Here is a 21,930-nt window from a genome sequence, read left to right as displayed (position 1 = left end):
GCCGCCGTGAGCAGGATCAGGGACAGCGAGGCGGGTGCCAGGAGCGCCAGCCACTGGGCCGCCAGGAGGCCGATCCACACCCCGCGGCCGGCCCGCCGGCCGCTCTGTGCAGTCTCGCTCAGGCTAGTGGCCCCGGCCCTCGGGTTGGGCGTGGTCGAGCTTCGGGGCCAGCCACCACCTCGTGGTCACGATCTTCTGGCGGCTGTAGAAGCGCAGCCCGTCCAGACCGGTGGCGTGGAGGTCGCCGAAGAACGAGCTCTTCCAGCCGGTGAACGGGAAGAACGACATCGGCGCGGCCACCCCGATGTTGACCCCGAGCATCCCGGCCTCGGCCCGGCGCCGGAACTCCCGCGCGTTCGCCCCCGAGTTCGTGAAGATCGACGCCGCGTTGCCATACGGGCTCGAGTTCATGACCCGGATGGCCTCGTCGATGTCGCCGGCCCGCACCACCGACAGCACCGGCCCGAACAGCTCTTCCTTCCACAGGCGCATGTCGGGGGTGACCCGGTCGAAGATCGTCGGGCCCAGGAAGAAGCCGTCGGAGGGCCCGACGCCCCGGCCGTCCAGCGCCAGCGCCGCCCCCACCTCCTCCCCCTCCTCGATGTAGCCGATGAGCTCCTTACGGCGCTCCTCCCGGATCACCGGGCCCATGTCCGTGTCCGGCTCCGCGCCCGGGCCGATGCGCAGCGCCGACGCCTGCTCCCGGAGCTCGCGGACCAGCTCGTCACCCACCGAGCCCACGCCCACGGCCACGCTTCCGGCCAGGCACCGCTGCCCGGCATTGCCGAACGCGGAGGAGATCAGCGCCGTCACCGTCCTGGGGAGGTCGGCGTCGTCCATCACCAGGAGGTGGTTCTTGGCCCCGCCCAGCGCCTGGACCCGCTTCCCGTTGGCCGCCCCCGTCGCGTAGATGTACCTCGCCACGCCGGCCGAGCCGACGAACGACACCGCGTCGACGCCCGGGTGCGTGAGCAGCGCGTCGACGGATTCCTTCGCCCCGTGCACGACGTTCAGCACGCCGTCCGGCAGTCCGGCTTCCGCCAGGAGCTCCGCCTCGCGCATCGCGGACAGCGGTGTTCGCTGGGACGGCTTGAGCACGAACGTGTTCCCGGCCACCAGCGCGAGCGGCATCATCCACAGCGGGACCATCATCGGGAAGTTGAACGGCGTGATCCCCGCCACCACGCCCACCGGGAACCGCACCAGCTGCTCGTCGATGCCGTCGGCGATCTGGTCGAGGTTCGTGCCCTGGAGCAGGGTCGGGGCGCCGCACGCGAAGTCGACCACCTCGATGGCCCGGCGGACCTCGCCGCGGGCTTCCGGCAGCGTCTTGCCGTTCTCCCGGACCACCAGCATGGACAGCTCCTCGAAGTGGTCCTCCAGGAGCTGCTTGAACCGGAACATCACCTGCGCGCGATCGGGCACCGGCGTGTCGGCCCACTGCGGGAACGCCTGTCGCGCGGCAGCGACGGCCTCGTCGATCTCGTCGGGGCCGGAGTACGGCAGCAGGGCGATGGTCTCGCCCGTGGCCGGGTCGTATACGGGATCGGCCTCGTCCGAGCGCGGCTCGGCGAACCTCCCTCCGATGTAGCTCTGGACCTTGGTCGCGCTCATGCCCCACGCCCCCTCACACGCTCAACCGGCTGCGCTGCAGGAACTTCCCGCCGCCCTCCTTGCCGTGGAACTCGCCGTTCTCCACCAGGACGTTGCCCCGCTGCATGACGATCTCGGGCAGCCCCTTCACCTCGAGGCCCTCGTAGCAGGAGTAGTCCACGTTCATGTGATGCGTCTCCGCGGAGATGACCCGCCGGTGCTCGGGGTCGAACACCACGATGTCGGCGTCGAACCCCGGCACGATGGTGCCTTTTCTCGGGTAGAGCCCGAACATCCTGGCCGGCGTCGTGGCCACGACGTCCACGAACCGGGTCAGGCTGATGTGGCCGTTCACCACCCCCTGGTACAGCAGGGTGAACCGGTCCTCCACCGAGGGCAGGCCGTTGGGAATCTTGGCGAAGTTGTCCTTCCCCAGGTCCTTCTGGCCCTGGTAGTTGAACGGCGCGTGGTCGGTCGACACCACCTGGAGGTCGCCCGCCTTCAGGCCGTCCCACAGGTCCGCCTGGTGGTCGGCGGGACGGAGCGGCGGCGAGCACACGAACTTCGCGCCCTGGAACCCCGGGCGGGACATGTCGTCGAGCGACAGGTACAGGTACTGCGGGCAGGTCTCCGCGAACGCCGGCAGGCCGCGGTCGCGCGCCTCCCGCACCTCGTTCAGGGCGTCCCGCGAGGACAGGTGCACGATGTACGCGGGGGTCCCGGCCAGCTCGGCCAGCTTGAACACGCGGTGGACGGCCTCGCCCTCCATGGCCGCGGGGCGAGTCAGGGCGTGGTTCACCGGCTCGATCTTGCCCTGGGCCAGGTACTGCTGCACGAGCACGTCGATGGGCCCGCCGTTCTCCGCGTGCATAAGGATGAGGGCGCCGGAGTCCGCCGCCCGCTGCATGGCCCGGAAGATCGAGGCGTCGTCGAGCATGAACACGCCGGGGTACGCCATGAACAGCTTGAACGACGTGATCCCCTCGCTGACCAGCGTGTCCATCTCGTCCAGGACCTGGTCGTTGACCTCGCGCACGATCATGTGCAGGCCGAAGTCCGTGGTGGCCTTCTGGGCCTTCTCGAACCACCGGTCCAGGCCCGCCCGCAGGGGTTCGCCGTAGTCCTGCAGCGCGAAATCGACACAGGTGGTGGTGCCGCCGAACGCTGCGGCGCGGGTTCCGGTGAAGAAGTCGTCCGAGCAGAAACTGCCCCCGAAGGGCAGGTCGAAGTGGGTGTGGACGTCGATGCCGCCCGGCATCACGTAGCGCCCGGTGGCGTCGATGACCCGGTCCAGTCCCTCCTCCGATTCCACCAGGTTGCCGCCGATGGCCGCGACCCTCTCGTCGTCGATCAGGACGTCGGCCGGGGTGGCCTCGGCCGCCGTCACGACCGTCCCGCCCTTGATGAGCGTCCTGGTCACGGAAGCTGCACCTCCCCCAGCGCCGCTTCGATCGTCTCGATGGCGCGACCGGCGTCCTCCTCGGTGATCACGAGGGGTGGCGCCATGCGGATGACGTTGCCGTACAGGCCGCCCTTGCCGATCAGGAGGCCGCGCTCCTTGCACCCCTCCAGCAGCTGGTTGGCGGCGTCGGGCGCGGGTTCCTTCGACTCGGGGTCCTTGACCAGCTCGACGCCCAGCATCAGGCCCTTGCCCCGGACCTCCCCCACCACGTCGTAGCGCTCCTCCATCTCCTTCAGCCCCTCGTACAGGAACTTCCCGACCCGGTGGGCGTTGTGCTGGAGGTCGTTGTCCACGATGTGGTTCAGGTTGGCCAGCGCGTAGGACGAGGCGATCGGGTTCCCGCCGAAGGTCGAGATGGAGTTGGCGTTCAGTGAGTCCACCATGTCGGTCCGCCCCACCACCGCGCCGATGGCCATGCCGTTGCCGAGGCCCTTCGCGCACACGATGGCGTCGGGTCGCACGCCGAAGGACTCGATGCCCCAGAACGCCTCGCCGGTGCGGCCGAAGCCCGTCTGGACCTCGTCGGCGATGAACGGGATGCCCCACTCGTCGAGGATCCGCTTCACGATGGGGAAGTACTCCGGCGGCGGCGTGACGAACCCGCCCACGCCCTGGATGGGCTCGGCGATCATGGCGGCCGGCTCGCCGGTGGTGGTGGTCTCGATGACGTTCTGGAGGTCCTCGGCGCAGGCCACGCCGCAGTCGGGGTACTTCAGGCCGAGCGGGCAGCGGTAGCAGTACGGCGCCAGCGCGTACGACACGTTCAGCGGGCTGAACGAGGAGGCCGACCACCCCTTGTTCCCGGTGATCCCGATGGCCCCGAACGAGCGCCCGTGGTAGGAGTTCCGGAGCGCGATGATCTCGTTGGAGCGGCGCCAGTTCGTGGCGAACAGCAGCGCCGCCTCGATGGCCTCGGTCCCCGACCCCACGAAGAACGCCTTGACCGGCAGGTCGATGGGGGCGAGGCCGGTCAGCCGCTCGGCCAGCTCCACCATGGGCCGGATCAGGTACAGCGTCGAGGTGTGGGCGATCTTGCCGGCCTGCTCCGTGAGGACGTCCACCAGCTCCTGCACGGCGTGGCCGGAGATGGTGGTGACGATGCCGCCGAAGAAGTCGAGGTACTCCTTCCCGGCGCCGTCCCACACCCGGGTGCCCTCGCCCCGGACCAGCTCGATGGGCTCCTGGTAGTACAGGGCCAGCCACTTCGGCAGGACTTCCTTGTGCCGAGCGAGCAGCTCGCCGGCGCCCCCGTCGTCAACCGTCTGCAACGCAATCACCCCTCTGTCGAGTATTAGGAGCCTGCCAGTAAGTAGATGGCATGGATGAGACCTACATCGACCCTTGGCGGTTTCGGACCATCCTGACCTGGTCGCTCAGTTAGCAAGTCGAACAGGTAGCGATTGTAGGCGAGGGATCCCGGTGGCTTTGCTCCGGGTGCGAGCCAGCGACATGCAGCTGCGGGCTTGCACAGAGAAGGCCGAACGTGTTCCAGGATCTGCAGCGGGACCATGAAGAAATACGATCTTCCGGGTTTCACGTACGAGAAGACATAGGCATTCGGTCGAAACTGGTACGCATGAATACTCTTTGAGGATCGGTCGTAGGGAAGTTTGTTGTCGGTCGTGCTTATGACGAGTGTGTACTGAGGGTGCAGCTGGAAATCAGCGGTAACGTGTTTGCCCAACGGGTTGGTCTTGAAATCGATTGAAAGCCTGCGCGTTGAGGGCGCTTCGCTCATGACGCGGCCCAACACGACCATGTAGGAGAGCCCCCCCTCGCTCCGCTCTGTCACCAGTCCGTATGGTGCCCGACGGCCATCCCACGAATACTGGTGAGATCTGACAGGGGGGATCGTCGGGCGAGAATGGGGAGATCCGCTTGGAGAAGAAGCCGGGAGCGTCGGACGCGATACCGGGAAAGTACTCAAAGGCGGCCTCGTGGTTGGTGCAGCCTGCGTAGCGCACCCCGCCAGGGCTATCAAACTCGCCGCAAGCATCCCCCGTCTTCCGCGCTGGTAACTATTCAAAGGCAAGATTAATGGCCTCCCAATAAGCCCGTCACGGGATCAGCTCCGTCATGAAGCCGTAGGTCTCCGGCCGGCGGTCCCGGAGGAACTGCCACGTGTTGCGGACCTCGCGGATCTTGTCGAGGTCCACGTCGCACACCAGCACCTCGTCCTGCGAGTCCGACGCCTGCGCCACGATCTGCCCGCGCGGGTCGCAGAAGTACGACGAGCCGTAGAACTTGTGCGAGTTCAGCGGGGCCTCCACGCCCACCCGGTTGATGGCGGCGATCCAGAACCCGTTGGCCACCGCGTGGGCGGGCTGCTCCAGCTCCCACAGGTACCGGGACAGCGACTCCACCGTCGCGGAAGGATTGAACACCAGCTCGGCGCCCTGCAGGCCGACGGCCCGCGCGACCTCGGGGAAGTGCCGGTCGTAGCAGATGATCAGCCCGATGCGGCCGACGCTGGTGTCGAACGTCGGGTACCCCAGGTTCCCGGGCTTGAAATAGTACTTCTCCCAGAAGCACGGGCCGACGTGCGGGATGTGGGTCTTGCGGTACTTGCCCAGCAGCGTGCCGTCGCGCTCGATGACCGCGGCGGAGTTGTAGTAGACGCCGGTCTGCGCCTCCTCGTACCACGGCACCACCAGGACCATGTTGTGCTCGCGGGCCACCTCGCGCATGCGGGTGAGCGTGGGGCCGTCCTCCGGCTCCGCCGTCGCGTACCACTTGGGGTCCTGCTCGGCGCAGAAGTACGGCCCGTGGAAGATCTCCTGGAGGCAGGTGACCTGCGCGCCGTCGGCCGCGGCCTTCCCGATCAGCTCGACGTGCTTGTCGACCGCCTCCTCCTTGGGCATGTTCGCCTCGGCCTGGATGACGGCGGCGCGGATGGTGCTCATGTCGGTCCTCCTCTCACGGCCGGGCGATCCCGGCCCACCGCTACCGGAACGCCGGGATGATCTCCTTCCCGAAGATGCGGATCTGCTCGGCGGGGTCGTCCCCCATGTTGTAGTCGTTGAACTGGGTGACCCCGAGGGACTCCAGCTCCTTCAGCTTGCGGATGCACTCCTCGGCCGTGCCCAGCACGCAGAACCGGTCCACCACCTCGTCGGACACGAACGACGCGTGCTCCGCGCCCACCCGGCCGTGCTCGGAGTAGTCGTAGTGGTCGCGCGCCTTGATGTAGTGGGTGAGCTCCTGGGGAAGCTCCGTGGTGGCGTACCGGTTGACCAGGTCCACCACGTGGTTCGACACCAGCGCGGGGAACCACCGGACCTGGTCGCGGGCCTGCGCGAGGTCGTCGCCGACGTGGGCCGGGGCCGCGCTCATGATCTGGATGTCCTCGAAGCGCCGCCCGGCCTCCTCCGCCCCCTCCCGCACGAACGGCAGGGACCACTCGATGATGAAGGGGTCGGCCAGCTGCATGATCAGGCCGTCGGCGACCCGCCCCGCCGCCCGCAGCGCCTTGGGCCCGTAGGCGGCCACCCAGATCTCCACCTCGTGGCCGAGCGACCACTTCAGCTGGAGCTTCGTGCCCTCGAAGTCCACCTCCCGCCCCGCCGCTAGGTCCCGGATCAGCTTGCACGCCACTTCCATGTGCTCCACGGAGACGGGCTTCTTGCCGATGACCCTCCGGGCGCTGTCGCCCCGGCCGATCCCCATGACCATCCGGCCGCCGGAGATCTCGTTCAGGGTGGCCAGCGCGCTCGCCGTCACGGTGGGGTCCCGGGTCACCGGGTTGGTCACGCAGGGGCCCATCTTGATGGTGGAGGTGTTGGCGGCGACGAGGGCGAAGATCCCGTAGACCTCCTGCCACAGGACGTGGGAGTCCCACAGCCACAGGTAGTCGAAGCCGTTGGCCTCGGCCAGCTTGCTCCACTCGACCACCCGGGACACCGGCGGGTTCGCCTGCAGGTTCATCCCGAACGAGAGCATCACCATCCCCCTCCGCGACCGGTCGATTCGCACCGAAGGCTCGGGGCGTCGACGGCTAGTATGCCAGCGCTTCGCCAGGCCGGGCCGCCGCTCCTACTCGCCTCCCGGTGTCACCTCCACGGTCTGCTTCTGGAAGTCCGTCCCGTTCACGTCCACGCCGTCGCCCTGGAGCGCCTTGACCGCCGCCTCCGCCAGGTCCGTGCGGAACGCGTCGTTCGTGGCGGGGGCCTTGATGAGGCCATACGTGGACGCGATGTCGTTCGTGGTCTGGAACAGGCTCGGGTCCATGACCCCGATCCCCTTGGGCGCCGGCCAGATCAGCGCGTTGACCTCGTTGAGCTGCCAGCGCTGGTGGCCCTCACCGAGGGTGGGCCCGTTGTCCAGGACGGTCTGGAGACACTGGTCGAAGTGGTCGCGGCAGAACACCCATCCCTTGAACGAGGCCTCCAGGAAGCGGGTCGCGACGTCCTGGTTATCCGGGTTGGAGATCCAGTCGCCCCGGACGAACAAGCCGTCCTCCAGCATGGCCGTCCCCGCGTCGGCCAGCTTCATCACGGTGAGGTCGTCCATGGTGTAGAAGGGGAACTCGCCGTTCGGCCCCTTGGCCTCGAGGACCTGGGCCAGCTCGTTGTAGGTCATGGCCGAGGCCGCGTCGACGTCCCGGTTCAGGAAGAGATCCATGGTGAACGGCTGGTCCACGATGGTGACCTGGGAGGAGTCGTTCGGGTCGATCCCGGCCTTGGTCAGCGCCGCGAACACCTGGTACTAGTTCCCGCAGCACCACACCCCGACCTTCTTGCCTCGCATCTAGTCGAACCCGGTGATCCCGGTGTCCTTCCAGGCGATCTCGGTGATCCCGGATCGGGTGAACACCTGCGCGATGTTCTGGATGTCCACCCCCTGGTCACGTTGCACCAACAAGCTCGGCAGCCAGTCGATCCCGATGTCCGCCGCACCGCCCGCGACGACCTGTTCCGGCGTGATGTCGGGCCTGCCGGGCAGGATCTTCACGTCGAGGCCCATGTCCTGGTAGTAGCCCTGGTCGAGCGCGGCGTAGTACCCCGCGAACTGGGCCTGGGTCACCCATTTCAGCTGGAGGGTGACCTTGGTGAGGTTCCCGCCGCCACCCGCGGACGTTCCCTTCTTCGCACAGGCCGAGCCCACCAGAGCGAGAACCGCCCCGAGGGCCACGAGCCAGCGCCACCTGAGCCTCACCATCCGTTCCCCCTTCCCCGTACATTCCGGCCAGCCGAGTCACACGCTCCCCGATCGAACCATCCCCCCTCTCACTCGCTCCGCGCGCCCCTGACCGAGGGGTGCCAGCGGAGCACCGAACGCTCCACCGCAACCACCGCCAGATAGAAGGCGACCCCCAGGACGCTGGCCACGACGATGGCCGCCCACGCGTCGGCGAAGAACGCCAGCGCTGCCTGCTCCTTGATGTAGAGCCCCAGAGAGTTGGTTCGCAGCCCGCCGAAGTACTGCGACACGATGGCCCCGATCATGGACAGCACGCTCGCCACCTTCAGTCCGGTGAACAGGAACGGCAGCGAGCTGGGGATGCGGACCCGCCGGAAGGTCTCGGCCTCCCCCGCCGCGTACGAGCGCATCAGCTCGATGGACGAGGGATGTACAGAGGTCAGGCCCCGCAGCGTGTTGATCATGACCGGGAAGTACACGAGCACGGCGGCGATGGCCATCTTCGACACCGGGTTCAGCAGTCCGAACCAGTTGTTGAAGATGGGGGCGAACGCGATGACCGGGATGGCGTTCGCGGCGATGGCGTAGGGGATCAGCGCCCGGCCGAGGGGCCGCCACCGGGCCAGCACCAGAGCGGTGGCGATCGCGACCGCGCTCCCGATGGCGAAGCCGCCCAGCGCCTCCTCGAACGTGGCGAGGCCGGCCCGCCACAGGAACGACCACTGGTCCCCGAGCGCCGCGATGATCTCCGTCGGCTTCGGCAGCAGGAACCGCTGGATGTGCAGCGCCGTGACCAGCCCCTGCCACAGGGCGATCCCCAGGACCAGGAACCGCGCGTTCGTGTCCCCCGGTAATCGCCGGGCCAGGGCGCTCGCTCGCGCCACGTCGCACTTCTACTACGATTGTCACATGACGGAGGTCGCCTCTCGGGAGCTGCGGAACAACACCAGGGCGCTGCTGGCGCGCGTCGAGACGGGGGAAGCCGTGACGATCACCGTGGGTGGCCGCCCCGTTGCGGTCCTCCAGCCGGTCGGGCGGCGGGCACGCTGGCTCTCACGCCAGGAGTTCGTCCACAGGATCGGGCCGCATCAGGCTGATGCTGGCCTGGCGGGCCAGCTTCGGCAGCTCGCCCCCGACACGACCGACGATCTCCCGCAGGCGTGACTCGAGGGCTCGCCGATACCTCGGTGTTCATAGCCCACGAGTCCGGCCGCGGGCTCGATGAGGACACCCTGCCGGACGAGATCGCGGTCTCCGTGATCACGATCGGGGAACTGAGAGCCGGCGTCCTCGCCGCTCCAGACCTCGAGACTCGTGACCGCCGCCTTGGCACGTTGACGCAAGCGCTGGCCCTCCAGCCAATCCCCATCGACGAGCCGGTGGCAGAAGCGTGGGCGAGGCTCCGTCTGCGGCTCCGCGACAGCGGCCAGCGCATGGCCGTGAACGATTCCTGGATCGCAGCGACCGCCATGTCGCTCGGGGTCCCGGTGGTCACACAGGACGACCATTACGTCGACGTCGCCGAACTTCGCGTGCTGAAGGTCTGACCGCTCGCTCCACGCGAACACGATCGGGGCCGTCCTGTAAGCGGGGTGGCCCGATCGGCGTTCATGGAGCACCGTCGTGCACCCCTGGGACCCCAGGGCTTCCTCCACGGCCTCCTCCACGGCGAAGCCGCGGGCTCGAAGCTCGTCCATCATCTCGCCGGCCGGTACGGCGAGCTCCACCAGCGTGGCGCCCGGGGGGACGCGGCCGCCGGCCATCCGGTGGCAGACGATCGCGTCGCGCCACCCGGTGGCGCGTCCATGGCCGTGAATCCGAGCGCCCGATCGGCATGGACGCGCACATCGACGGTGGCCCGCGCGCCGGGAGCCCGCGCCACCGCCCCGGCGATCACCACGTCCTCGGAGCCGGGCCGGGCCGGGATCCTAGGCTCCAGCAGCGCGTGCAGGACGTCCCGGGGCGGCACCTGCACGCCGCCCACCGCGACGGGCTCGGTCCCGAACAGCCCCGCGTCGCGGAGGGCCCGCCACCACGCGGCGTGCCCCGGGTACCGCGGACCTTCGACCTTCAGCGTCCGCACGCGCGTTCCCAGCGTCCACGGGGTCGTCGACGCGGTCGCGGCCGGGAAGGCCTACAGGAGGCCGAAGGGTTCCCCCAGGTCCACCGTCTCCTGCTCGGCCTCGTCCAGGCACGCTACCTCCACCGGCGCGCCGTCGACACAAACGTGGTGGTCCCCGCGAACTCGTTGGTCAGGCCGGCGATGTGGAAGGTCAGCTCGTAGTTCCAGGGTGGCCGGGGCTCCATTGGAAGGCCGCCGTCGTACAGGACCACCTCCAGCGGGTCGATGCCCGACTCCGCGAGCAGGTCCAGGGCCGGGGCCATCACGTTGTTGCCCATCCCCGGCGCCTCGCCGCAGTCCGGCACCACGCACACGCCGCGGGCCCGGGCTTCGGCGTCAAGCTCGAGCTAGGCGCGGACGACCTTCATGTTCCCGCCCAGGTCGCAGACGTGGGTCCGGGCGGACAACGCGGCCCGGCTCACTCCCAGGTTCAGCCAGTACGGCACGGCGGACACCGCGGCGTCCGCGTCCTCCAGGAAGGCGGTCACCGCCTGGGGCTCGCTGGCATCAACCGTGGCGGAGTGTGCGGCAACCGTCCCGGTGAGGGCGTTCACGCGGGCGGCGGCCGCGCCGGCCCGGTCCGTATCCGCGTCCCCGAATGCCACGGACGTAGCGTCGCCCCTCGTGACCAGGTCGAACGCCGCCGCAGTCCCCTGCCGCCCGGCCCCGAGCACCGAGTACCGAAACCCCACCCTGCTACGCCGGGGCGTACAGCGCTTCGATCTCGGCCGCGTACTTCTCCGTGATCACTCGGCGCTTCAGCTTGAGGGTGGGGGTGAGCTCCTCGCTGTCCACCGTCCATTCGGTGGGCAGGATGGTGAATCGCTTGATGGCCTCCACGTTGGACACGTGCTGGTTGGCGTCGTCGACGGCGCGCTGGATCTCGGCCCGAACGCGATCGGATGACGTGAAGGACGCGATGTCGGTGAACGGGACGCCGTTCTCCCTGGCCCATCCCGGCGCCACCTCGCCGTCCAGGACGACCAGAGCAGCCACGTAGGGCCGGCGGTCGCCGATGACGGCGGCCTGTCCCACCATCGGGTGCTGCTTCAGCAGGCTCTCCAGGTTGGCCGGGGAGATGTTCTTCCCGCCGGCCGTGATGATGAGCTCCTTCTTGCGGTCAACGATCCGCAGGAACCCGTCGGCGTCGAGCTCGCCGACGTCGCCGGTGTGCAGCCACCCCTCGGCGTCGAAGGTCTCCGCGGTCTGCTCGGAGTCCTTGTAATAGCCGGGGGTCACGTTCCCGCCCCGGACCAGGACCTCGCCGTCCTCGGCCAGCCGGACCTCCACGCCCGGGAGGGCCGGGCCGACGGTGCCCACCTTCACCCGGTCCATCCGGTTGAGGTTCGACGGGGCCGTGCACTCCGTCATCCCGTAGCCCTCGTGGATGGGGATCCCGATCCCCAGGAAGAACTCCAGGACGTCGGGGGCGATGGGGGCCGCGCCGGACACGGCGATCCGGCACCGGTCCAGGCCCAGGCGGTGCCGGATCTTCGAGAACACCAGCCGGTCGAACAGGGCCCGCTTGAACCGCAGGCCGGTGGGGACGGGCTTCCCGGCCTGCTCCAGGCGCGCGGCCTGCCGCCCCGCCTCGATGGCCGACAGCGCAATCTTGCGACGGCGCGCGTTGGGCTCCTCGGCCAGCGCGGCCAGGATGCCGGCCTGGATCTTCTCCCACACCCGGGGGACGCCGGCGAAGGCGTCGGGTCGGATCTCCGGCATCAGCTCGAACACCTGGAGGACCTCGGGGCAGAAGTGCACGTGGGCGGCCTTGTAGGTCCCCAGGTAGTGGGTGGCCAGGCGTTCCAGGGAGTGGGCCAGCGGGAGGTACGACACGGCCCGGAGGCCCGTGGCGTACACGCCGGTCCGGTCCAGGGACTCGCACGTCCACAGCACGTTGCGGTGGGTGATGATCACGCCCTTGGGCGGCCCGGTGGTGCCCGATGTGTACACCAGCGTCGCCGGGTCCTCCGGCTTCACGCGCCGCCAGCCCCGCTCGAACCCCTGGCGGTCCCGCGACAGCACCTCCCGGCCCGTCGCGGTGAGCTCGGCCCATGACGACACCCACTCGTAGTCCGAGAAGTCGGCGGCGTCCTCGATCAGCACGGCCCGCTCCAGCGCGGGGAGGTCGCCTTTGACTTTCTCGAAGCGCTCCATGAAGACCCGGCCCTCCACGACGGCGGCCTTCGCCTCGCAGTGGCCGGCGATGTAGGCGATCTGCTCCGGGGCGAGTGTGTTGTACACCGACACCGGGATCGCGCCGGCGTGGAGGATCCCGAGGTCGGCGACGAGGTGCTCCGGACGGTTCCGGGCCATGATCACGACGAAGTCGCCCGGCCCGATCCCCATGGCCGTGAGCCCGCACGCCACCTCGGCCACCTGTTCGCGGTACTCCCGCCAGGTGAGGCTCTTCCACTCCTCGCCCTGCTTCCAGGACAGCGCCGGGGCGTCCGCGTGGATGTCGGCGTTCCGGGCGAACAGGTCGCCCAGGGTCTTGCCGTCGACCTCCCGGTCGATGGCCGCGCGTTCGGAAAGGATCTCCTCGGTCCTCATGCCGCCTCCTCCATCCGGTCCCCATCGAATCAAGCCACGAGGGCTGACCGGCGGTCAACACACGCCGGCCAGGCTCCCGGGGGCATCCGGCCAAACCGGCTCGGATCGCGATATAACGGATGCCCGTGAAGCCCCCCCGTGCGCCCCGCGTCGCTCGCGTGTCCGCGATGCTGGCAGCCGCGATCTTCGCCGCGCTGCTGGCGGCCACCTCCGCGCTGCTGGCGGCCGTCCCCGCGTCGGCTGCGCCCACACCCTGCACGGGCGCGACCGAGACCACGGTGCAGTACGCCGCTCCCGGCGGCGAGGCCCTCTCCATGGACGCATTCCTGCCGGCGCAGGGCGACGTCCATCCCGCCGTGCTGGTGATCCACGGTGGCGGGTGGTTCACGGGGACCAGGACGGAGTGGGACCCCGTGGCGTGCCTCCTGGCCCAGAACGGGGTGGCGGGATTCTCCGTGGACTACCGGCTGGCCCCTCGCGACCCCTACCCGGCGGCCCTGGAGGACCTCCAGGCGGCCGTTCGATTCCTCCGGGCCAACGCGTCGATGTTCGAGATCGATGGCACCCACATCGGCGCGCTGGGGGGCTCGGCCGGCGGCCACCTCGCGGCCCTGCTGGCGGTGGCGGGGAGGGGGCCTACGGACGCCGGCTCGCGGATCGCCGTCGCGGTGTCGTGGTCGGGGCCCACGGACCTGCTGACCATGCTGGAGGGCGCGCCTCCGAGCCAGCGCACCACCATCCTCCAGTTCGTCGGCTGCCACGACCCCAAGGCCACGGCGTGCCGGGACCGGCTGCTGGCCGCGTCGCCGATCACGTACGTGGACCGCACCGATCCCCCACTGTTCCTCGCCAACAGCGCACACGAGGCCATCCCGCTCTCCCAGCCCAACGCGATGGCGGAGGTCCTGACCCGGGACGACCGCCTGTACCGGCTGGACGTGCTGCCGGGGTCGCGGCATTCCGCCGAGTACGCCGGCGACGTGGAGGAACCGAGCATCGCGTTCCTGCGGCAATACCTCGGCCTGGCCTCTCCCCCGGCGATCCCCTCGCACCAGGCCTACCTGGGAGCGATGGTCAACCCCCAGGGAGCCCGCGGGCCGGCCACCATGCGGCGCGAGGTGCTCGTCCTGGAGCGATCCATGGGACGGACCCTGGCCGTGGACGAGCACGCGCACGGGTGGCGCGCGCCGTTCCCGGGCGACGCGGAGCGCTTCGACCTGGCCCGGGGCCGCATCCCGATGGTTGCGTGGGGATGCGTGGACCCCTCGGACATCGCCGGGGGCGGGCAGGACTCCCTGATCGCGGCGAGGGCGGACGCCGTGGGCGCCTACGGGGCACCCGTGCTGCTGGCCTTCGGGATGGACATGGACCGGGGCAACTGCGCGGGGGCCAAGCCCGGGCCGTTCAAGTCCGCGTGGAGGCACATCTGGCGGGTCTTCCAGGCCCACGGCGTGGCCAACGTGGCGTGGGTGTGGTGCCCGAGCGCCGGCGGGTTCCCGGACGCCGACCGGTTCTACCCGGGGCGGCAGTTCGTGGACTGGGCCTGCGCGGACGGCTCCAGCGGCGTGCCGGCTCGTCCATTCGCCCAGGTCTTCGACGCCTTCTACCGGGACTGGGCCGGCAGGAAGCCGCTGCTCGTGAGCACCGGAGCGGCCTTCGGCGTGGCGCCGGGACAGGCCACCTACATCGAGGGTGCCGAGGCCTCGCTGAAGGTGCCCATGGCCGGGGTCCGCGCGCTGGTGTGGAGGGACGCGCCGGGACCGGTGGATTCCCACCTGTCGGCGGGAGGCCTCCGGGCGTTCCGGGCCATGGGCGCGGACCCGTACTTCGCCCCCACGCCCTAGAGCCTCTGCGCCCGGGTCAGGCTCGGGGCGGCTCCGGCGGAGCCGTTCCCGTTTCGAGGTCGCCCCGCTCGACGGCGTCGGCGTCGGCCTCGGCCCGGCTCGACACGGCCAAGGTGTCGATGCCGAGGTGGCTCCGCGGATAGCGGGCAATCCTCCCGGCCCCCCGCCGGAGCAGCGTGAACGCGCCGTGTCGGTTGCCGCGCAACAAATGGGTGTAGCCCGCGCCCAGCTGCGACAGCCCCTTGTAGAACTCCGCGTCGTCGGTGTCGCGGGCCTGCTTCCAGGCCGTCTCCCACGCCTCGTGGGCGTGGAAGTAGCGCCCCGCGTTGAAGTGCTCGATGCCGAGGCGGTGGTTCTCCTCGATCGGAAGGCTGTCGAATTCCTCGAGGTGCAGGCGGTTCTCGGCGTTCCAGGCCTGGGGACGGCCGAGCTCGTCGCGGGGCCGCTCGGGCTTCAGCCGCTCCGGCTGCGGCTTGCCCGACTTCCCCATCGCTTCCTTGGCCATGGCTGTCCCAGAATAGCCGTCAGCGCTTCCTGAGCTGCCGGACGTGCTTCTTGCTCCGCAGGATCCGAGCGTCGGCCGGCACGATGCTGATGGAGCCGTCGATCTCCAAGACCGCCAGCTTCACCGACTGGATCGAGTCCAAGCCGTGCTCCCGCACGGCCTCCTCCACCTCTTCCGGCTCGACCTCCTCCTTCTTCATGCTGGCGTCCACGTAGTGGCCGTCCTGGACCAGGATCGTGGGTGTCCCCTCGATCAGCCTCCCCCATCGGCCGAACCGGACCCGGACCGAGGCCAGGCCCCGGTTGGCCACGAGCAACACGGCCGCCGCGAGCAGCCCGCCCTGGAGCGAGGAGTCCGGGCCCACCATGGCGTTCTGCACCGCGTTCGCGATGAGCAGGATCACCACCAGGTCGAACACGGTCATCTGGCCCAGCTCGCGCTTGCCCATCAGACGCAGCCCGATGAACACGGCGACGTACACCAGGATGGTGCGGACCGCGATGCCCCACGCGGGGCTTCCCATCGTGAACATGGCGCCTCCTGCCTCCGACGACGGAGCAAGGATGCGCCACACGGGCCTCGAAGGCGCGGAACCCGGGACATCACCCCGGAAAAGAAAGACGGAGAGGCGTCCCGAAGGCCGCCCCTCCTGTCAGGTCCCTTCGATCTGCTGGCCTTGCGGCCTGCCGACCTCTGTTTCCTGACACGGCGAACGATACGGGCCGCCGTCGGTTCGTGTCCAGTGGATAACTCCAGAAAGAACGCCAAAAAGGAAGCCCATGGTGCCCGGCCGGGTCGGCGGCTGCCGGCGGGGTTCCGGGGCCCACCGCTCCCGGAACGCGAGCGGGGGACGCCGGGCGGTCCCTGAGGCGCCGCACCGCGTTCCTCCGCGGTCCCCCCTGGACCCCGCCGGCCCCGCCTGCACGCGTTCCATTCAGCGGGCTCGCTTCGCCGGGCTTTTACCGCGGACCGCGAAGACGCCGGTTGATCACCCACCAGCCGCCGACGACAGCCAGCACCGCGATGGCGGAGACGCCCAGGTACCCAAAGAAGCGTGCCGTATAGAACCCGCACGGCGGATGGACGGCCGCCCGACCGGCGATCTGCTCGAAGCCCGGGCACCGATGGTGCGTGAGGATGTACAGGAGCCAGACGTAGAGGATCCCGACCGCGATCAACGCGCCGCCGAGCCAGCGCGCGATGAGGCGGGGGATCCACCGGACCCGGCGCCAGTGCGCAACCGCCATCGCACGGCGAGCGTAGCGCGAAGCGCGGCGGCCGCATGGATCGCTTGCAGGCGGGGCCGCGGGGGCGGTGGGGGGACCGCGGAGGAACGCGGTGCGCAGCCGAAGGGACCGCACAGCGTCCCCGCTCGCGTTCCGGGAGCGGTGGGCCCCGGGCCCCCGCGGTCGCCGCCGATACGGCCGGGCAGCACGGGTTTGCCTGTCGAGCGGAGGCGGAGTCTGAGGCGAGCGAGCGTTAGCGAGGGAGACCGAGCGCAGCCGGAGCGAGTTCTCAGGAAACCGGCGTCGTCGGCGCCGCGGTGACGCGCTTGCTGACGTAGAGGTCGTTGATCAGGACCTTGATGATCGCGCCGATGGGGAGGGCCAGCAGGGCGCCGGCGAACCCGGCCAGGCTGCCGCCGACCAGCACCGAGACGATGACGGCGGCCGGCGACAGGTCCACGGCGTGGCGCATCACGCGGGGCGCGATGAAGTAGTTCTCGACCTGCTGGTAGACGATGAAATAGATGATCGTGCCGATCAGGTCGGGGATGGACGAGAACGCCGCCACGATGGCCGCGGCCAGCGCGCCGAGGGTGGCTCCCACCGTCGGGATGAGGTCCGCGACGGCCACCCACATGGCCAGCGCGATGGCGAAGGGGATCCCCATGATCCGCAGCGCCGCGTAGGCGGCCACGCCCGCGATGATCGAGATCGTGATGTTCCCGGACACGTAGCCGCCCACACGGTCCAGGGCCTCGCCCAGGAGATGGCCGCCCCGGGCCCGCTCGCCCGGCGGGAACAGCGAGATCGCCGTGTCCTTGGCCCGCGGCAGCGACAGCAGGAAGTAGATGGTGAGGATCGTGATGGTCAGCAGGTTGAAGATGATCGCGCCGACGCTCTTGGTCAGCCCGAGGATGGTCTTGATCGACGACCCGGCGATGGTGGGGAGCTTCTTGGTGAGGTCCTGGAGCTTCTCCGAGATGTGGTACTTGCGCTCGAGGTCGCCGAAGAACCCGTTGGAGTGCTTCAGGCGGTCGATGTAGCCGGGGATGTCCGAGGCCAGCTTGGCCACCTGTTTGACCAGCGGCGGGACGACCAGGGCGACGAACGCAGCGATGAACGCGACGGTGGCGAAGAAGATCAGGAACACCGCCCATCCGCGGCGGATCCCCCAGCCCTCGAGGCGCCGCACGGCTGGGTCCAGCCCCACCGCGAGCACCACCGCCACCAGGACCAGGGTCAGGATGTTGCGGACGGCCCAGGCCGCGGAGAGCACGGCCAGCACGGCGACGATGGTGACGGTGGCCTCGGCGTAGTGGTTCATGGGAGGAAGCCGAGGCACCGGACGCTCCGCCATCGCGCGTAACTCTCGGCCCTGGAACCGCCCGATTCCAGCACTCGGCCCGCCTTGTTTCAGCGGCCGCCGAGCCCTCCAGTACACTCCGGCCGATGGAGCCCGTCCGGGTCACCCTCGTGCCGCACACGCATTGGGACCGGGAGTGGTACCTGCCGTTCGAGGGGTTCCTGGCCTACCTGGTGCCGATGATGGACGGGCTCATCGAGCTGCTGGACGGCGGCTTCCCCCACTTCCACCTGGACGGGCAGACCGCGGTCATCGACGACTACCTGGCAGAACGGCCGGAGCGGGAGCCCGACATCCGTCGCCTGGCTGCGGCGGGGAAGCTGTCGGTCGGCCCCTGGGTGACGCAGATGGACGAGTTCCTGGTGTCGGGCGAGTCCCTGATCCGCAACCTCGAGCGCGGACTGGCCCGGGCCCGGGAGCTGGGGGGCGGGCCGGCCGTCGGCTACCTGCCGGACCAGTTCGGGCACGTCGGGCAGATGCCGCAGATCCTGGCTCGGGCCGGGATCGAACGGGCGGTGGTGTGGCGGGGGGTCCCCCGCGAGATCGACCGCGCCGCGTTCGTATGGGAGGCCCCGGACGGAAGCCGGGTCACGGCGGAGTACCTCGCGTTCGGGTACTTCCTGGGCGGGCAGTTCCGCGACGCCGCCGACCCGCACGACCTGGCCCGGCGGCTCCGGGAGGCGGTCGACCGGCTCGCTCCCATGTCCGTGGGGAACCGGTACCTGGTCATGGTGGGGGCCGACCACCACGGGCCCGACCCGGAGCTCCCCGGTCGCCTCGCGGCGGCCCAGCCGGACGTCCCGGAGCTGGTGGCCTCGGTGGGCGGCCTGGCGGACCACCTGGACGGAGGCGAGGACGGCGACGGCGCCTCGGTGGACCTGCCCGTGTGGCGGGGGGAGCTACGGTCCTCGGCCCGGGCCCACCTGCTCCCGAACGTCTACTCGGCCCGGGCCCACCAGAAGCGGGACCGGGGTCGCGTCGAGTCCCTGGTGGAGCGCTACGCCGAACCGCTCGCCGCCCTGGTGCCGGGGTTCGAGTGGCCGGCCGAGGAACTCGACCGGATCTGGCAGCTGTTGCTGTGGAACGGCGCCCACGACTCGGCGTGCGGGTGCTCGGTGGATGAGGTTGGGCGGGCCGTGGACGAGCGGTTCCGCGAGGCCCACGAGCTGGCCTCCGCGATCATCGGCCGCGCGCTCGTCGCACTGGGCGACCAGGTCGCGACGCCCGGGGGGGTCCGGTTCAACCCTTCCCCCTTCGAGCGGTTCGGCGTGCCGGGGCTCGGGTGGGATCGCAACCCGCCGTCGCCTTGGCCGCACCCCGAGCGGCTGGTGCTCGAGGTGGAACGGGACTGGCTGCGAGCCGGCGGCACTCGGTTCCGCCTGGTCGACGAGCCGGACATCGGCGACCTGTACAACTTCTGCCCGGCGGACGGCGCCAAACCGCTCGGTCCAGATCGCGCCACCATCGATGGCCCCCATGCGGAGCTCTCGTTCGGACCCGACCTTTCGGTCCGGCTGGGGATCGACCGGTGCGACTGGGCGGACCCCGCCATCCTGCGGATCCAGGGCGTGGTCACGAGCAACCGGCCCGACCACCGGCTTCGCCTCCACGTGGAGCTTCCCGAGGAGGTGACTGGCGCAGTGGCCGGCTCGCCGTTCGAGGTGGTCGAGCGGGGGCTGGTGTCGGAGGGGAGCGACCTGGAAGCGCCCTCGCCGACCTGGCCGGCCCGGGGCGTGGTGATGGCCGGTGGGGTCGCGGTGCTCTCCGAAGGAGTCGTCGAGTACGAGATCGCCGGGGGCCGTGAGGTCGCCGTGACGCTCCAGCGGGCCGTGGGGACCATCAGCCGCCAGAGCATCAAGACCCGCCCCTGGCCGGCCGGCCCGGACATTGCCACGCCGGAGGCGCAGATGATCGGTGACATGGACTTCCGGCTCGGGATCATGCCCTCCGCCCGGCGGGAGGACCTCCTCCCCGCGTGGGAACGCTTCGCGCTGCCGATCGTGGGGCGGGAGGCCGCGGGGGGAGGCACGCTTCCCGACCGGGGAAGCCTGCTGGAGGTCGAGGGCGCGCAGCTGTCCGGGGTCCGGCGACGGGGCGGCGAGGTCGTGGCGACGATCTGGAACCCGTCCGAGGAGCCGGCGCGGGCTCGGGTGGGCGACCGGCGCGTGGAGCTCGGCCCGGCCCGGGTCGAGACGATCCCCGTTCCGTGACCGACGTGGTCGTCGTGGGCGACGTCATGCTCGACGTGGTCGCGGAGTCCGCAGCCCTGGCCGCGGGCGGCGACGTGCACGGGCGGGTCCGGGTGCACCCAGGAGGCGGCGCGGCCAACGCCGCGGTGTGGGCCGCCGCGGCTGGGGCTTCCGTCGCGCTGTACGGGCGGGTGGGCGACGACGTGCCCGGGCGGATGATCCGCGATGCGGTGGCCGAACGCGGGGTCGAGCCCCACCTGGCCGCCGACCCCGAGGAGCCCACCGGGACCATGCTGGTGATCGTGGAGGACGGAGAGCGGTCCATGGTCGCGGATCGGGGCGCGAACGCGCGGCTGTCCCCGGACGACCTTCCGGGCGTTCTGGAGGCCGGTGCCGTGCTCGTCTCCGGCTACATCCTGTTCCATCCCGGTTCGGAGGCCGCCGCGCTGGCCGCCCTGGAGCGCGCCCGCGCCGAGCACGTCGCGGTGGACGCCGCGTCGTGGCCCCTGGTCGAGGCGTACGGGGTGGATCGGTTCTTCCACTCCACGGCCGGAGCCACCATCCTCCTGGCCAACGAGCGGGAGGCCGGGGTCCTGGCCGGCGGGCCGGAGTTCGCGGCGCTGGCGGAACGCTACGCGGTCGTGTGCGTGAAGCGGGGCCGGCACGGGGCCATGGTCCTCGAGGGCGGCAGGGCCACCCGGGTCGGGTCGAGCACCGCGGCCGGCCCCGAGGCCCTCGACACGACCGGGGCCGGCGACGCCTTCGACGGCGCCTTCCTGGCCGCGCTGGCACGGGGAGCGAGTCCCGCGGAAGCCGCATTCGCCGGATGCGAGGCGGGAAGCCGCCGGGTGGCGTCGGGGTCGCGGTGGCCGGGCCGGTGATCCGCCCCTCACAGGAGGTCCGCGCGGCGCTGGAGGCCGGGACGGCCGTGGTGGCGCTCGAGACCAGCGTTTTGGCCCAGGGCCTGCCGCCCCCCCGGAACCTCGAGGCCGCCCGGGCCATGTCCTCGGCCGTCCGCTCGGGGGGCGCCGTCCCCGCGTGGATCGCCCTGGCCCGGGGGACCGTTCGGGTCGGCCTGGACGACGGAGAGCTCGAGGAGCTGGCCGAGCCGGGGAAGGCCGTGAAGGTGGCCCGTCGTGACGTCGCCCCCATCCTCGCGGCGGGCTCGCTGGGGGCGACGACAGTCTCCGCGATGCTGTGGGCGGCCCACCGGGCCGGGATCGCGATCACGGCGACCGGCGGGATCGGGGGGGTCCATCGAAGGGGGCGGGACGTCTCCGCCGACCTGGCCGAGCTGGCCCGCACCCCCGGGATGCTGGTGTGCTCGGGGCCGAAGTCGATCGTGGACGCCGAAGCCACCCTGGAGCGGCTGGAGGAACTCGGCGTGGCGGTGGTGGGCTACCGGACCGACCGCCTCCCCGCGTTCGTGGTCCGCCACTCCGGCCTCGCGCTGGAGCATCGGGTGGAGACGCCGGAGGAAGCCGCCGCCGTGGTCGCGGCCGGCCGCGACGCCGGCGCGGCGATCCTGCTGTGCAACCCCGTCCCGGAACCGCACGGCCTGGCCCCCGACCGGGTCGAGGCCGCGGTGGTGCGGTGCGAGGCCCGGGCCGACCGCGAGGGGATCACGGGGAAGGCGCGGACCCCGTTCCTGCTGGCGTGCCTGGCCGAGGAGACGGCCGGCGCCAGCCTGGAGGCGAACCTGGCGCTGCTGGAGTCGAACGCAACCCTCGCGGCCGAGGTCGCCGCGGCCCTGGCCGGCCAGCGCCGCTAGCAGTTAGGACTCGGAACGGAATAAGCTGATTGGTAAGTGATTCCGTTGTAGCCTGTCCGCGTGGCGGCACCCGAGCTGGCCGTGGGCGAGATGGTCAAGGTGCTTGCCCCGCACCTGGACGAGCGTCAGCGTCGGCTGCTGGCCGGGGCCGGGGCGCGGGCGT

The 21,930-nt window shown here is 70.6% G+C and carries 20 protein-coding genes and 1 pseudogene; 6 read left to right on the top strand and 15 right to left on the bottom strand.

Annotated features, from left to right (window positions below):
- Nucleotides 1-123 precede the first annotated feature (123 nt).
- The 7 genes and pseudogenes from M3Q23_14135 to M3Q23_14105 all read right to left on the bottom strand — a co-directional run bounded on the left by M3Q23_14135 (nt 124) and on the right by M3Q23_14105 (nt 9,078).
- Nucleotides 124-1,614: a CoA-acylating methylmalonate-semialdehyde dehydrogenase gene (locus M3Q23_14135; GenBank protein ID MDP9343198.1), complete on the bottom strand. Its 1,491-nt coding sequence runs from the start codon at nt 1,612-1,614 to the stop codon at nt 124-126.
- A 13-nt stretch (nt 1,615-1,627) separates the two neighbouring features.
- Complete coding sequence (hydA, locus tag M3Q23_14130) at nt 1,628-3,013, bottom strand: dihydropyrimidinase (protein ID MDP9343197.1); 1,386 nt, start codon at nt 3,011-3,013, stop codon at nt 1,628-1,630.
- Nucleotides 3,010-4,323, bottom strand: a complete 1,314-nt coding sequence (locus M3Q23_14125) for an aspartate aminotransferase family protein (GenBank protein ID MDP9343196.1) — start codon at nt 4,321-4,323, stop codon at nt 3,010-3,012. The genes hydA and M3Q23_14125 overlap by 4 nt, the downstream gene beginning before the upstream one ends.
- A gap of 789 nt (nt 4,324-5,112) precedes the next feature.
- The gene (locus tag M3Q23_14120; protein MDP9343195.1) at nt 5,113-5,958 is read right to left on the bottom strand and encodes an acyltransferase; all 846 of its coding nucleotides are present in this window, start codon (nt 5,956-5,958) and stop codon (nt 5,113-5,115) included.
- Nucleotides 5,959-5,998: 40 nt separating this feature from the next.
- Nucleotides 5,999-6,979, bottom strand: a complete 981-nt coding sequence (locus tag M3Q23_14115; GenBank protein ID MDP9343194.1) for a TIGR03842 family LLM class F420-dependent oxidoreductase — start codon at nt 6,977-6,979, stop codon at nt 5,999-6,001.
- A 108-nt stretch (nt 6,980-7,087) separates the two neighbouring features.
- A pseudogene (locus M3Q23_14110) lies at nt 7,088-8,017 on the bottom strand (ABC transporter substrate-binding protein).
- 263 nt (nt 8,018-8,280) lie between these two features.
- The gene (locus tag M3Q23_14105) at nt 8,281-9,078 is read right to left on the bottom strand and encodes an ABC transporter permease (GenBank protein ID MDP9343193.1); all 798 of its coding nucleotides are present in this window, start codon (nt 9,076-9,078) and stop codon (nt 8,281-8,283) included.
- Between the two features lie 25 nt (nt 9,079-9,103).
- Between M3Q23_14105 and M3Q23_14100 the strand changes: the two genes are divergently transcribed.
- Both M3Q23_14100 and M3Q23_14095 read left to right on the top strand, forming a co-directional pair.
- Nucleotides 9,104-9,358, top strand: coding sequence for a type II toxin-antitoxin system prevent-host-death family antitoxin (locus M3Q23_14100; protein MDP9343192.1), 255 nt, complete (start codon nt 9,104-9,106; stop codon nt 9,356-9,358).
- 23 nt (nt 9,359-9,381) lie between these two features.
- Nucleotides 9,382-9,741: a type II toxin-antitoxin system VapC family toxin gene (locus M3Q23_14095; GenBank protein ID MDP9343191.1), complete on the top strand. Its 360-nt coding sequence runs from the start codon at nt 9,382-9,384 to the stop codon at nt 9,739-9,741.
- A gap of 149 nt (nt 9,742-9,890) precedes the next feature.
- Here the strand turns inward: M3Q23_14095 and M3Q23_14090 are convergent, their stop codons facing one another.
- The 4 genes from M3Q23_14090 to M3Q23_14075 form a co-directional block, all read right to left on the bottom strand.
- Complete coding sequence (locus tag M3Q23_14090) at nt 9,891-10,277, bottom strand: hypothetical protein (GenBank protein MDP9343190.1); 387 nt, start codon at nt 10,275-10,277, stop codon at nt 9,891-9,893.
- Between the two features lie 113 nt (nt 10,278-10,390).
- Entirely contained in the window at nt 10,391-10,630 is a 240-nt protein-coding gene (locus M3Q23_14085; protein ID MDP9343189.1) for a hypothetical protein, read from the bottom strand.
- A gap of 33 nt (nt 10,631-10,663) precedes the next feature.
- Nucleotides 10,664-10,990 carry a saccharopine dehydrogenase NADP-binding domain-containing protein gene (locus tag M3Q23_14080; GenBank protein MDP9343188.1) on the bottom strand — a complete coding sequence of 109 codons (327 nt, stop codon included), beginning with the start codon at nt 10,988-10,990 and terminating at the stop codon, nt 10,664-10,666.
- Nucleotides 10,991-11,012: 22 nt separating this feature from the next.
- A complete protein-coding gene (locus M3Q23_14075) occupies nt 11,013-12,869 on the bottom strand; it encodes a long-chain fatty acid--CoA ligase (protein ID MDP9343187.1) in 1,857 nt (618 codons plus the stop codon).
- A 125-nt stretch (nt 12,870-12,994) separates the two neighbouring features.
- Here M3Q23_14075 and M3Q23_14070 point away from each other — a divergent pair, with 125 nt between their 5' ends.
- Complete coding sequence (locus M3Q23_14070; GenBank protein ID MDP9343186.1) at nt 12,995-14,713, top strand: alpha/beta hydrolase fold domain-containing protein; 1,719 nt, start codon at nt 12,995-12,997, stop codon at nt 14,711-14,713.
- 16 nt (nt 14,714-14,729) lie between these two features.
- Here M3Q23_14070 and M3Q23_14065 read toward each other — a convergent pair whose 3' ends face one another.
- From M3Q23_14065 to M3Q23_14050, 4 genes are all read right to left on the bottom strand, one after another.
- Nucleotides 14,730-15,218, bottom strand: a complete 489-nt coding sequence (locus M3Q23_14065) for a DUF309 domain-containing protein (GenBank protein MDP9343185.1) — start codon at nt 15,216-15,218, stop codon at nt 14,730-14,732.
- Between the two features lie 19 nt (nt 15,219-15,237).
- Nucleotides 15,238-15,750, bottom strand: a complete 513-nt coding sequence (locus M3Q23_14060; protein MDP9343184.1) for a DUF421 domain-containing protein — start codon at nt 15,748-15,750, stop codon at nt 15,238-15,240.
- 427 nt (nt 15,751-16,177) lie between these two features.
- Nucleotides 16,178-16,465 carry a hypothetical protein gene (locus M3Q23_14055; protein ID MDP9343183.1) on the bottom strand — a complete coding sequence of 96 codons (288 nt, stop codon included), beginning with the start codon at nt 16,463-16,465 and terminating at the stop codon, nt 16,178-16,180.
- A 268-nt stretch (nt 16,466-16,733) separates the two neighbouring features.
- Nucleotides 16,734-17,801, bottom strand: coding sequence for an AI-2E family transporter (locus M3Q23_14050; protein ID MDP9343182.1), 1,068 nt, complete (start codon nt 17,799-17,801; stop codon nt 16,734-16,736).
- Between the two features lie 92 nt (nt 17,802-17,893).
- On the opposite strand from M3Q23_14050, the gene M3Q23_14045 reads away from it, so the two are divergent.
- The 3 genes from M3Q23_14045 to M3Q23_14035 are packed head-to-tail and all read left to right on the top strand — an operon-like array spanning nt 17,894 to nt 21,767.
- Nucleotides 17,894-20,017, top strand: a complete 2,124-nt coding sequence (locus M3Q23_14045; protein ID MDP9343181.1) for a hypothetical protein — start codon at nt 17,894-17,896, stop codon at nt 20,015-20,017.
- Complete coding sequence (locus tag M3Q23_14040) at nt 20,014-20,877, top strand: PfkB family carbohydrate kinase (protein ID MDP9343180.1); 864 nt, start codon at nt 20,014-20,016, stop codon at nt 20,875-20,877. The genes M3Q23_14045 and M3Q23_14040 overlap by 4 nt, the downstream gene beginning before the upstream one ends.
- Nucleotides 20,823-21,767, top strand: coding sequence for a pseudouridine-5'-phosphate glycosidase (locus M3Q23_14035; GenBank protein ID MDP9343179.1), 945 nt, complete (start codon nt 20,823-20,825; stop codon nt 21,765-21,767). Before M3Q23_14040 ends, M3Q23_14035 begins: the two co-directional genes overlap by 55 nt.
- Nucleotides 21,768-21,930: the final 163 nt, after the last annotated feature.

The sequence above is a fragment of the Actinomycetota bacterium genome (assembly GCA_030774015.1).
GTDB lineage: Bacteria > Actinomycetota > UBA4738 > UBA4738 > JACQTL01 > JALYLZ01.
Note: the sequence above shows the minus strand (reverse complement) of the source record. Positions and strands in the feature narration are given on the sequence as shown.